We start from the raw sequence: 12,440 nt of genomic DNA, 5'->3' as shown, positions 1-12,440 counted from the left end.
CACACACAAATTCAGACTCTCCCGTTTCGGCCCAAAACGCCTACCGGCTCTGCTCTGTCTCATGCCTTCGCTGCTCCATGCTTCGCCGTTCTACACAAGTGGGATGATTGACGAATACCGGTCTGGCGCACTGAGACGCCATGCAAATCTGAAAGCTTAAAAGTATACGGTCTTCGCAGGCCTGCCGTGGATCGCCTTGCACCGCCCGGAGCGCGGGGGGCGAAGGGGTAAGCGAAGGCACGACGGAGGACGTATCTGCCAACGTGGGTTCTGCCGCAGTGCTCGCAGCACCTGCCTTCGCTTGTTTAGCCTGCGTGTTTTTGTTCGCAGCGGGCTTTCGGGCAACTGCAGCGGGTGCTTTTGGCGCTGAACCAGACGCAACGGCAGGCACTGACGCTGCCGGAGCAACGGTCAGGACTGCTGCTTCGATCGTAGTTGGCGGTGGTGAGATGGCTGGCGCTGCGGCCGACATGGCCGGCGGTGACGATTGTGCTGTTACAGGCAAGGCCGACGGCGTGCCGCTATACAGCAAAAGCGTCAAGCCGAAGCCACTTCCAGCCAAGGCCACAAGGCCTGCCAGAAACCACGCCCATGGATGGGGCTTGTCGGACTTGTCCGGCGGTGCTTGGCGTTTTCTTGCGTGAGTTCTTGATGGCTGGCGGTGGCGCTCCGGTGGCTCAGGTATCCCAGCAGGCGCTGAAATCTTCGGGGGAGCAACGGCCGCTACGGCCAGTGCATTGCTGGCGGGCCCGGAATTTTGAGGGCGCAGCACTGTATTGGCCGAGCTTTCTTCTGGCTGGCGCATCACTATTGTGAACGGTGCGGGCGGCTGTGCCCCTGCTGAACCTGTGGCCTCGGCGGACCCATTGGGGCCCATGCCAGCATTTTCGCGGCCTGTGCCGATTGGGTCGCTTGCGCCGCTTTTGCCGCCTATGCCATTTATACCGCTTGCGTCAGCCCTGCCGCCGCCCGGAACGAACACTGTCTTGTCCATCTGGTGGGCCGAGCTGGGCATCGCCAGCGTGCCTGTTCCCGTTGGCGTGCTGATATCTGAATCTTCACCGGCCAGCACACCCAGTTTTCTGAGTCGCCGGCGTGCTAGTGCGGCATAAATACCAGAGGGAAACTGAGCGAGAAAAACCTGAATGTCGTCAACATCGTCGGAGTCCTTGATCTCTTTCCAGTAGACCAGCTCAATTTCCTGGGTGACGGAGGACACACCCGACACGGTGCTGGGTTGAGCGCCCGTCAGGGCTTCGCCGGTGCGCAGGGTGTCTGTTCGGGTGGAATGACTGGCTGACCGGGACGGGCTTGCCGGAGGAACCAAGGTGGGTTCGGCGGCGTCTTTGCAGGCTGCCTGAAGCGCTGACGCGAATTCCCCAGCGGTGGCAAAGCGTTGGTCACGTGATTTGGCAAGCGCCCGGGCCACCACCGCATCCATTGCAGGGGGCAGCTTGGGATTGAACGCTGTCGGTGCGGGAGGCGTGTGTCCAACCACTTGCTGAATGATGGCGAAGTCGGTGTCAGCGTCAAATGGCCGTGTGCCTGTGAGTAACTGGTACAGCACGATCCCTGCAGCGAACAGGTCCGCTCGGGCGTCTACCGGCAGGCCCTGCACCTGCTCGGGAGCCATGTGCCTGAGGGTGCCGACGATGGTACCCTGCGTTCGGGTGGCGTCTCCGGAGTCTTGAATACGGGCGACGCCAAAATCGGTGAGTTTGACCCGACCGCTTGGTTCAATCAACAGGTTGGCGGGCTTGATGTCACGGTGAACAATGTTTTGCCGGTGCGCATAGTCCAGGGCCGACAGCAGGTCGGCCATGATTCCTGCGGATTGCTCAAGGGTGTAACGATCGCCCTTGTCTAGGTGGTACTTCAGGTCATCGCCCTGAATGAACTCCATGACCAAGAAAGCCACATCACCATCACGGTCCGAGTCATAAACGCTGACGATATGCGGGTGCTGAAGCCGAGCGGCGGAATGCGCTTCGGTGCGAAAGCGCACCTCGTATTCAGCGGCAGCCTGTTCAGACAGATTTTCAACCCGGATGGTCTTGATCGCTACGCGACGATCAAGATTGGGATCACGCCCCTCGTACACCAACCCCATCGCGCCTTTGCCCAGCACGCGGACGACATCGTATCTACCGAGCTTTTTGATAGTCATGAGGCTGCGGGGACGAGCGGAAATATCAATAGATGCAATGTGGATACATTTTGGAACACAGCGCGATTCTAGCGCGCGCCTTACAAAGCACGGACACGATTAAAGTCTGAGATTCGTCGCGGACACCAGCACAGGTCACGACATCCACAAGTGGGAAAAAATACTGGTCTGAGCCCGAGAGCGCGGTGTTGGTAAAAGTTGGCGGAGCCACTTTTTGCACGATTGAATCGCGTAGTTCCCGACGTAGTATCAAATGCATGCAATGTGACAATTTTCACGAAGACCAACGAGGGAAAGCGCAGGGAGGCGCCGGAAAGCCTGAGCTTTGCGCCGGGCCATTTGATGGCAATGAATGCCTGAGTTCATCTGACGAACATCAGCTTACAGCTGTCCGTAGATGTTTTCCGATGTCAATCGGTGTAGCTGCTCCCCATCGGTTTGATTCGCCAAAATTAATTTTTCTTACGTCAAACGTGGCTCTAGCCCAGGTGAAACCTGCGCCAAAAGCTATTAATTTTATAGCAAAAGCTGGCGCGGAAAAGTGGAAAGTCAAAACTGGGAAGTCTTAAGAGCCGCGCGTCACCGGCATCCTGACCTCACCGGACTTCAGCAGGTGCTTGGCAAGTTCCAGCTTGGCCAGCGAGGCGCGGTGCACTTCGTCCGGTCCGTCGGCCAGGCGCAAGGTGCGCTGGTTGGCGTAGGCGTAGGCCAGCGGAAAGTCGCCCGACACGCCGCCGCCGCCATGGGCTTGAATGGCCCAGTCAATCACCTGGCAGGCCATCCGGGGTGCCACGATCTTGATCATGGCAATTTCGGCCTTGGCGACCTTGTTGCCCATGGTGTCCATCATGTAAGCGGCCTTGAGCGTGAGCAGGCGCGCCTGCTCGATCATGCAGCGGGCTTCGGCAATGTGTTCACGCCAAACCGATTGGGTGGCGATGGGCTTGCCAAACGCAACCCGGCTGTTCAGGCGCTGGCACATCAGTTCCAGCGCGCGCTCGGCAATGCCGATGCTGCGCATGCAGTGGTGAATGCGTCCGGGGCCAAGCCGACCTTGGGCAATTTCAAAGCCGCGGCCTTCGCCCAGCAGCAGGTTGCTGGCGGGCACGCGCACGTTGGTCAGCCGCACCACCATATGGCCATGCGGCGCGTCGTCATAGCCAAAGACCGTGAGCGGCCGAATGACATTGACGCCTGGCGTGTTGGAAGGCACCAGAATCATCGATTGCTGTTCGTGGCGGCCGGCCTCAGGGTTGGTTTTTCCCATCACGATGTAGACCGCGCAGCGCGGATCGCCGGCGCCGGACGACCACCACTTGAGCCCGTTGAGCACATACTCGTCGCCATCGCGTTCGATGCGGCACTGGATGTTGGTGGCATCGGACGACGCGACTTCCGGTTCGGTCATCAGGAAGGCCGAGCGGATTTCGCCTTTGAGCAGCGGGTCCAGCCACTGGTCCATGTTGGCTTCGGAGCCATAGCGCGCAATGGTTTCCATGTTGCCGGTGTCGGGTGCCGAGCAGTTGAACACCTCGGCCGCGAAGGGCACGCGGCCCATGATTTCGCACAAGGGCGCGTATTCGAGGTTGGACAGGCCTTCGGGCGCACGCGGGGAGTGTGGCAAAAACAGGTTCCACAGGCCGGCGGCGCGCGCCTTGGGCTTGAGTTCTTCAATAATGGTGGTGGGAATCCAGGCGTTGCCCTTGGCACGGTTTTCGGCAATTTCCCGGAAGAAGCGGGCTTCGTTCGGGTAGACGTGCTCATCCATGAACTTCAACAGGCGGGCCTGCAGTTCCTGTACTTTGGGGGTGTAATCGAAGTCCATGAAGTCTCCTGGAGGGGTTGTTGTTAGCGGTGGTTGGAGAAAGTAGTTGGTATCAAGCCTGGCTTTTAAGCGCAAAGTCCCAGGCCATCTTGGCCAGCAGCGGCGCGCCAGCCGCCGAGCTGACCGCCTGGGCGCTGGAAGCCGTTCCGGCTTCGACCCGTTTTGCAATGCCTTGCAAAATCGCGGCGAGGCGAAACAGGTTGTAGGCCAGGTAAAAGTTCCAGTCGGCCTGAAGCGTTTCGGGCGTGGCCAGGCCGGTGCGCTCGCAATAACGGCGGATGTACCTGGCCTCAGTGGGAATGCCCAGACTGGCTACGTCCAGCCCGCCAATGCCGCGGAACGTGCCCGGCGGAATATGCCAGGCCATGCAGTGGTAGCTGAAGTCCGCTAGTGGATGGCCCAGCGTGGACAGTTCCCAGTCCAGCACCGCCAGCACGCGCGGCTCCGTGGCGTGAAAGAGCAGGTTGTCAAGCCGGAAATCGCCATGCACGATGGAAACCAGGCTTTCATCGCGTGCACTGGCCGGCATGTTGGCGGGCAGCCATTGCATCAGGCTGCCCATCTCGGGGATGGGCTGGGTCATGGGGCCCGTTCCGTCGGCCGAGGCGGTGTACTGCTTGCTCCAGCGGCCGATCTGGCGCTCAAAGTAGTTGCCAGGCTTGCCATAACCGGCCAGGCCGCACTCTGCAAATTTCACCTTGTGCAGGGCGGCGATGACGCGATTCATTTCGTCATAGATCTCGCCGCGCTGGCAGTTCGTCATGCCGGGCAGGGCCTGGTCCCAGAGCACACGGCCTTCAACAAACTCCATGACATAAAAAACGCGCCCAATCACGGACTCGTCTTCGCAGAGGCAATACATTTTCGGGACGGGAACGTCGGTGCCTTGCAGGCCCCGCATGACCTTGAATTCGCGCTCCACCGCATGGGCGGAGGGCAGCAGCTTAGCGACCGGGCCAGGTTTGGCGCGCATCACGTAAGACCTGCCCGGGGTGATCAGCTTGTAGGTCGGGTTGGATTGGCCGCCCTTGAAAATCTCGAGCGTCAGCGGGCCCTTGAAACCGTCCAGATGGTCGTTCAGGTAAGCGGTGAGGTCCTCCAGGTCAAAAGCTTGCGCGCCGGGCACGGCCCGGGTACCTACAAAATGGTCGAAATTGGTCATGTTTTATTTGTCAATCTCGGCTTCAGCAATGCGCATCAGGACTTCGCGGTTGCGCACCACCAGGCCACCGGGCTCGATGCGGATGGCATCCTCGCGCTCCATGGACTTGAGTTCCTGGTTGACCCGCTGGCGTGAAGCACCGAGCAACTGGGCCAGTTCCTCTTGCGCCAGTTGCAGGCCGATGCGCACCTCGCTTCCGTCGGCCAGGCTGGGTACGCCATAGCTGCGCACCAGATGCAGCAACTGCTTGGCCAGGCGCGCCCGCAGCGGCAGCGTGTTGAGATCTTCCACCAGACCGAAGAGCTGCCGGATGCGTCGGGCGTGCAGGCGCAGCAAGGCTTCGTACAGTTCGACATGCTGGCTCAGGATTTTGCGCAGGTCGCCGCGTGCTACGCACAGGATGGTGGTGCCGCCATGCGCATAGGCGTCGTGCGTGCGCCGCTCGCCATCGAAAATCGCTACATCGCCAAACCAGATGCCAGGCTCCACATAGGTCAGGGTAATTTGCTTGCCCGAGATCGAAGTCGAGCTCACGCGCACCGCACCCATGGCGCAAGCAATCCATTCTTCCGGCACATCGCCCCGGGCTGAAATGAGTTCGCTGTCTTTGTAGCGTTTGACGTAGGCGCATCGAAGTATGTCGTGCCTCAGGGAAGGGGACAGGGATGAAAACCAGCGACCGTTATTGATGGCCGCTCTTTCGTCTATCGTAAGAATAGGATTGTCCATGGACTGTCTTTTGAGTGACTCACAAGACCCGCATTGTCGCTTGAGGGACGCGCTCCTGCGCCACCCGGCTGTCGCATGGGTGTCGTGCATGAATCATTGTGTGCCGCTGGTAACCACCGGGAGGCCCAGGGCTGTTGCGGGATCGGAACCCGAGGTCCGTCGTTCTTCAGCGGTATTGCGGCGTGCGCTTTTGCAAAAATGCGTCAATGCCTTCGCCGCCATTGGCGTGATGCAGATTGAGCACGAAGTGATCGCGTTCGCTGTCCAGCTGCTGGCTCAAGGTGTTCGTCGACGCATCGTTGATGAGTTCCTTGATGCTGGCCAGCGCATTGGGTGCGCGCGCATTGAGGTTTTCGGCGAGTTGCAAGGCTTGGGTGAGGGCATCACCCGCGGCAGATACGCGGTTCACCAGGCCCAAGGCGTGCAGCCGCTGGGCGCTGATGCGCTCGCCGCACATCAGCAGCTCGCTGGCCAGGGCGCGCGGCAAGGCACGCGCCAGGCTCCAACTGCCGCCGCCGTCGGGCGATAGCGCCACCGTGCTGTAAGACATCACAAACACAGCATTGTCGGCGGCTACGACAAAATCACAGGCCAATGCCAGCGAAAAACCAGCGCCGGCAGCGGCGCCTTCGACGGCGGCAATCACGGGTTTGGGATAGGTGCGGATGGCGTCAATCCAGTTGTGCAGGCCTTCAATGCTCTGGGCCTGCACTTCAGGCGACTCGCGCCGGTTGGCTTGCAGTCGCTGCAGGTTGCCACCCGCGCAAAATACCGCGCCTTCACCGGTGATCACCACGCTGCGGATGTCGCGGTTGTTCTCGGCTGCATTGAGGGCTTCAATGCCTGCGGCGTAAATTTCTGGCCCCAGCGCGTTTTTGAACTCGGGGTTGCTCAACGTCAGGATGAGGGTGCTGCCCTCGCTGATGCTTTTCAGTGAACCGGACATGTCAGCTTTCCTCGTGCATCAGGCTCAAGCCAATCGCGCCCCGGCGGCGCAGCCACGGGGAAGGGCGGTAGCGCTGGTCGCCATAGACGGTTTGCATGTTGAACAGCACCTCCAGAATGTTGGTGGGACCATAGAGGTCTCCCATGGCCAGCGGGCCCATGGGGTAACCCAGCCCCAGCGTCACGGCAGTTTCCAGATCTTTCGGGCTGCAGATGCCTTGTTGGCACATGTCGCTGGCAATGTTGACGATGGCGGCGACGACGCGCTGCGTGACAAATCCGCCGCTGTCCCGGATCACGCTGACAGGCTTGCCGTCCCGGGCGAACAGGGCATGGGCAGCATCGCGCATGTCATTTCGGGTAGCAGGGTTGGTGGCCAATACGCGCCGCTTGGTGGTGGCGTCATCAATCAGTAGGTCAATACCCACCGTGCGCGCCGGGTCAAGCCGCTCCACTACGGCGACCGTGGTGATGTCAAAACCCAGCGGGGCAACCAGCGTCAGCGCCTCGGGCGAGGGGGACTGGCCGGTTTCGATGGGGGCGCCGAGGTTTTTGAGCAGCTGCAGCAGTTCCGAGCGCCGGGCCGCCCGGGGTGACACCCAGACCGCCGGGATTTCTGCCACCTCTGGAACGAGGGCTTCGGCAGGAATTTGTGCCACGCCACCCTCATAGCGGTAAAAGCCTTCGCCGGTTTTGCGGCCCAATACGCCTCCTGCCAGCCGCTGCGCCGTGATGACGCTTGGACGGTAGCGGTCTTCTTCGTAATACTGATGGTAGATGGACTCCATCACGGGATGGGAAACATCCAGCGCGGTCAGGTCCATCAGTTCGAAGGGGCCAAGCTTGAAACCGGCCTGGTCGCGCAAAATCCTGTCTATGGTGGCGAAATTGGCGATGCCTTCGCTGACGATGCGTAGCGCTTCGGTGCCGTAGCCCCGCCCGGCATGGTTGACGATGAAGCCGGGGGTGTCCTGGGCCTGCACGGGCGTGTGTCCCATCTGGCGGGCGTAACTGGTCAAGGCGCTGCAGACGGCTGCGCTGGTTTTCAGTCCGGCGATGACTTCCACCACCTTCATCAGCGGAACGGGGTTAAAAAAGTGGTAGCCAGCCAGGCGCTCAGGGTGCTTCAACGCCGCTGCGATGGCCGTGACAGACAGTGACGAGGTATTGCTCGCCAGCACGGTGTGTGCGGGCACAAGGGCCTCGAGTTCGGCAAACAGGGTTTTCTTGACGTCCAGCCGCTCCACAATGGCTTCAACGACCAGGTCGCAGCCCGCCAGATCAGCCAGTGTGCTGACCACCAGAAGCCGTGCCTTGTGGCCGGTCGCCGCAGCGGCCTCCAAGCGGCCTTTTTCTACCAGCTTGTCCCATTGGGCGCAGATCGCCTCTCGGGCCTTTTCAGCTGCGCCGGTCTGCGCGTCCATCAACGTGACGAGGCTTCCCGCTTGCGCGGCAATCTGGGCGATACCACGGCCCATGGCGCCCGTGCCAACAATTCCAACGTTTTTGTAAATTAGTTCCATTTCTGAATTATGGCCGACCATGCTTGGCGGCTGGGCTATGGCAAAATCCTGTAACAACATGAAAGTAACCGAAACGTCCCTCAAATACATATTCGGTGCCGTGTTATTGGGTGCCGCTGCCAGCAGTCTGGCCGTGTCTTTGGGGCGTATGCGCGGCGCAGCCATTGTCGGCCGACCCTTCGACGTGACGCTGGTAGCTCAACTGTCTGGTTCTGAAGGTTTCTCGGCGGTCTGTGTGTCAGCTGATGTTTTTTTCGGAGATAACCAGATATCGCCAAGCCGGGTCAGCACGGGCACTGCAGTGGGTGCCAACGCCAATGAAGCGCTGATCCGGATCCGGACCAATTCCGCAGTAGATGATCCCGTGGTGACGGTGTTGGTGCGCGAGGGATGTTCACAGAAGACTACGCGCAAGTACGTGCTGCTCGCGGAGGTGGTGACTGACAGCGCCATCCTTATGCCGGAAACTATCGGTGAAGCGGCGGCGGTGGCGATGCAACAGCCCAGCACCCACGTCACGGGTAGCAAAGGCGCTATGCCTGCCAGCAGGGCGCAAATTGAGCCTGCAACAAGCAGCCCACGAAAAAAAGATTCGGGAGCCAAGGGCGGTACCGTAGTTCGCCGCTTGGCCCTGCCGTCAGCGGGTCTGGTTGCCAAAGCGGCGCCGGAACCGGCCCGCAAATCCCCGCGTTCCCGCCTGAAGCTTGATCCCCTGGACCTTGCAGCCGAGCGAGACCCGGTGCTCCGCGCCTCATCAGAACTGTTGACCATGCCATCGCCAGATGCCCAGCAACGGGCCGCAGCGGCTGCGCTCTGGCAGGCGCTCAACGCCCAACCGAAGGATGTCCTGCGCGACAACCAGAGGCTCAAGTCCCTGGAGGCGGATTTGGCCAACATACTGGCCCAAAGCCGCAAGACCGAGAAGGCCGTGGAGGAACTCCGGGTCCAGCTTGAGCAGGCACGTAGCGAACGCTACCGAAACTGGCTGGTCTATACCCTGGGTGCCTTCCTGATGCAGGCCTTGCTGGCTGCCATCTTTCTCTGGACCCACAGCCGACGTCAAAACAGCGAATTTGCCCGCAGCCCTTGGTGGCGCAAAGGGCTTGGTTCTGATAATGAATTTGACATGCAGGCGTCATCCTCGCAGGAACAGGAGCCTCTGACGCCGCATCTCAAGACCAAACCCTTGGGCGAGGCGGGCAAGCGAACAGAGTCTGAACTGGACCTCGATCTCAATCTCAATGTGGACGAATCCCTGGTCGAGAATCTCAAGAACTTCAAGGCGCCGCAGTCGGCGAAGCACTTCAGGTCGATCGAATCGAAAGACCGTCCGGATTTTTCACCCAGTCTGACGGGCATGCCACGCATCGTGAATGTGGAAGAACTGTTCGACGTGCAGCAGCAGGCAGACTTCTTCGTGACTCTGGGCGACTTCGATAAGGCGGTGGAGGTCTTGCGCCACCACATCACCGATAACGTGGAGACCAGCGCACTGGCCTATCTTGACCTGTTCGACCTTTACCACAGCTTGGGCCGCAAAGACGACTACGAGCTGCTGCGCAAGGACTTCAACAGGATATTCAATGCTCAAGTGCCTGCGTTTGACGAGTACACCACTGATACCCAGGGCCTGGAGTTCTATACGACCGCGCTCTCGCGGATTGAGGCGCTGTGGCCGACGCCCAAGGTACTCGATGTCATTGAGGAGTCCATTTTCCGCAAGCCCGATTCAAGGAACGAGGCCTTTAGTCTTGGAGCCTACCGCGAATTGCTGCTGCTCCACTCCATTGCCAAGAAAATCGTCGGGCGGCCTGCCGGACTGGGAGACTTTGAGCGGAGAGGACCATCGACGTTCCTTGCGCCGGATTCGTCAGGGTATTCGCACCGCACGACCGAATTCTCCGCAACCAATATTCAGCCTCTGTCGGCCGAGCTCAAGGATGTGCCAGCGCGACCTTTCGTTCCGGAGAAACATTTCGGCCTGACCCAGCCCCATACCTCACTCCGGCTTGGCCTGGACATCGACTTGAGCCGTGATTTTGATGACAAGGCTGCGCCAGCGCATCTCTCCCAGACCAAGGCTGGCGAGCAACTACCCCCGGAGCAACCCCGCAACCTGATCGATTTCGACCTCGACCCCCTAGACCGGACCCTACTCAAGGACAAGTAGCTTGGCTGTCATGGTGTAGTGTTGGACACTATCCGGCTTGCAAAACTGCGTTCTTCCGAGCGTGGTGTCATTGCAAATCCACGCGATACCTATTGGTGTCGCTATGGGTTGTGCTTTCATGGTGGCGGCCCTCACGCCTGCCGCTTCGCATACTACTGCGCTACCCCCGAGGGGCTTGAACTTGCTCCGGGGTGGCTCTTCGCTGCGTTCGCTGACAAAAAAACCATCATTTTTATGGATGTCGTCGGGTCTGTTACACCACATTAGCGTCGCACTTGCAAGGCGCCGGGATTGACAATATTGGTGGGCGTGCCCTTGATGAAGTTGACGACGTTGTCAAATGCCGCTCCAAAATACATCTCATAGCTGTCCTGCTCGACGTAGCCGATGTGCGGCGTGCAGATGCAGTTTTCGAGCCGAAGCAGCGCATGGCCTTGCAAAATGGGTTCTGATTCAAAGACGTCAACAGCCGCCAGGCCTGGGCGCCCTCGATTGAGTGCGGCAATCAGCGCTTCGGGCTCGATCAGTTCGGCCCGCGAGGTATTGACCAGCAAGGCGGTGGGTTTCATGCGCGACAAATCTTCCAGCGTCACGATGCCCATGGTTGCCTCGTGCAGGCGCAGGTGCAGGCTGAGCACGTCGCTTTGTTCGAAGAATTCTGCTTTGCTGCCGGCTATCTCAAAACCATCAGCCTGGGCCCGCTCGCGCGATGCTTCGCGGCCCCAAACGATTACCCGCATGCCAAACGCCCGGCCATAGCCGGCAACGATTTGCCCGATCTTGCCGTAGCTCCAGATGCCCAGCGTTTTTCCTTTGAGGACCGAGCCGATGCCAAAATTGGGCGGCACTGACGCTGATTTGAGACCAGCTTGCTGCCACGCGCCGTGCTTCAAATGGGCCACATAGTGGGGAATGCGGCGCATGGCGGCCATCACGAGTGCCCAGGTTAGTTCGGCAGGCGCGGTAGGAGACCCGATGCCTTCGGCAACCGCAATCCCGCGTTCTGTGCACGCCGCAACATCCACATGGCTGCCAACACGACCGGTTTGGGCGATTAGCTTGAGTTTGGGTAGTTTCTCAATGACTTGCCGATTTAGCTGGGTTCGTTCCCGAATCAGCACAATCACATCGGCGTCTTTGAGTCGGACTGACAGCTGGCCTATGCCTTTGACAGTATTGGTGTAGACCTTTGCGGGGTAGGCATCCAGTTTGGCAGCGCAGCTCAGTTTTCGCACCGCGTCCTGGTAGTCATCGAGGATCACAATATTCATTCCGGTATTGTGCCTGCAAGTTTTTTCATCTCTCGCTAGAGGGATGCCTGAAAGCATTCAACTTGTATCGGAAGGCAACGTACCGCTGCCTGCTTCGGTGGCCGTTGTGCTAACAACTCAATAGCCTGGCGGGGGACTGTTTGAATGTTTGGGAGATTTCACTGCGCTGCGGTCTCGCGCTGGGCCATGCGCTCAAGTTCTGCGCAGACATCTGCCATGCGACCCGATATGACCATGCGGCCAGCGCAAGCCGGGCTGACGGCCGAGTCAAACTCTCGCACAACCCTTAGGCGTCTGTGGGCGGGCATTTTCGAAGCTCTTTTGCCGGATTTGGCGGCTGCGGCATCGGTAGTAGTCGGCCGGCACGGCACGGTGGTGCTGCCTGAAGCAAAGGGCAGCGTCAGCTGACTGGGGGCTCGCCGGGCGGCCGCAGATGCGGTGAACTGGCCTGAATCGTTCTGTGCGGGTACAAACCACGCTGCTAAAGCCTGCACCGGCGCGAGTAAAACTGACAAAATTGGTGAACGTGAGAAACTGACAATCCCCATGATGAACTCCTGTTTGAGAGAGGTTTACACAGGCAGGATTTCGGACTGGCTGGGTTGCCAGTGGGGCCGCTGCATCAGGGTGTTGGCCGCCAATGACCAA

General features: G+C 59.8%; 9 protein-coding genes. 1 reads left to right on the top strand and 8 read right to left on the bottom strand.

The window, feature by feature from the left end; all coding sequences use genetic code 11:
- Positions 1–40: 40 nt before the first annotated feature.
- The 6 genes from B3F77_RS16315 to B3F77_RS16290 form a co-directional block, all read right to left on the bottom strand.
- Positions 41–2,167, bottom strand: coding sequence for a serine/threonine-protein kinase (locus tag B3F77_RS16315; RefSeq protein WP_293605963.1), 2,127 nt, complete (start codon positions 2,165–2,167; stop codon positions 41–43).
- A gap of 565 nt (positions 2,168–2,732) precedes the next feature.
- Complete coding sequence (locus B3F77_RS16310) at positions 2,733–3,992, bottom strand: acyl-CoA dehydrogenase family protein (RefSeq protein ID WP_293605962.1); 1,260 nt, start codon at positions 3,990–3,992, stop codon at positions 2,733–2,735.
- A gap of 52 nt (positions 3,993–4,044) precedes the next feature.
- Positions 4,045–5,154, bottom strand: a complete 1,110-nt coding sequence (locus tag B3F77_RS16305) for a phosphotransferase (protein WP_293605961.1) — start codon at positions 5,152–5,154, stop codon at positions 4,045–4,047.
- Between the two features lie 3 nt (positions 5,155–5,157).
- Positions 5,158–5,883 carry a Crp/Fnr family transcriptional regulator gene (locus B3F77_RS16300; RefSeq protein WP_293605960.1) on the bottom strand — a complete coding sequence of 242 codons (726 nt, stop codon included), beginning with the start codon at positions 5,881–5,883 and terminating at the stop codon, positions 5,158–5,160.
- Positions 5,884–6,049: 166 nt separating this feature from the next.
- Positions 6,050–6,829 carry an oxepin-CoA hydrolase, alternative type gene (locus tag B3F77_RS16295; protein WP_293605959.1) on the bottom strand — a complete coding sequence of 260 codons (780 nt, stop codon included), beginning with the start codon at positions 6,827–6,829 and terminating at the stop codon, positions 6,050–6,052.
- A 1-nt stretch (position 6,830) separates the two neighbouring features.
- Positions 6,831–8,351: a 3-hydroxyacyl-CoA dehydrogenase gene (locus B3F77_RS16290; RefSeq protein WP_293605958.1), complete on the bottom strand. Its 1,521-nt coding sequence runs from the start codon at positions 8,349–8,351 to the stop codon at positions 6,831–6,833.
- Positions 8,352–8,409: 58 nt separating this feature from the next.
- Here B3F77_RS16290 and B3F77_RS16285 point away from each other — a divergent pair, with 58 nt between their 5' ends.
- Entirely contained in the window at positions 8,410–10,521 is a 2,112-nt protein-coding gene (locus B3F77_RS16285) for a type IV pilus assembly protein FimV (protein ID WP_293605957.1), read from the top strand.
- A gap of 263 nt (positions 10,522–10,784) precedes the next feature.
- Here the strand turns inward: B3F77_RS16285 and B3F77_RS16280 are convergent, their stop codons facing one another.
- Together B3F77_RS16280 and B3F77_RS16275 are read right to left on the bottom strand one after the other, a co-directional pair.
- Positions 10,785–11,792, bottom strand: a complete 1,008-nt coding sequence (locus B3F77_RS16280) for a D-2-hydroxyacid dehydrogenase family protein (RefSeq protein ID WP_293605956.1) — start codon at positions 11,790–11,792, stop codon at positions 10,785–10,787.
- Between the two features lie 158 nt (positions 11,793–11,950).
- Entirely contained in the window at positions 11,951–12,340 is a 390-nt protein-coding gene (locus B3F77_RS16275) for a hypothetical protein (protein ID WP_293605955.1), read from the bottom strand.
- Positions 12,341–12,440: the final 100 nt, after the last annotated feature.

It is taken from the genome of Polaromonas sp. UBA4122 (genome assembly GCA_002381615.1).
Taxonomy (GTDB): domain Bacteria; phylum Pseudomonadota; class Gammaproteobacteria; order Burkholderiales; family Burkholderiaceae_C; genus Polaromonas.
Note: the sequence above shows the minus strand (reverse complement) of the source record. Positions and strands in the feature narration are given on the sequence as shown.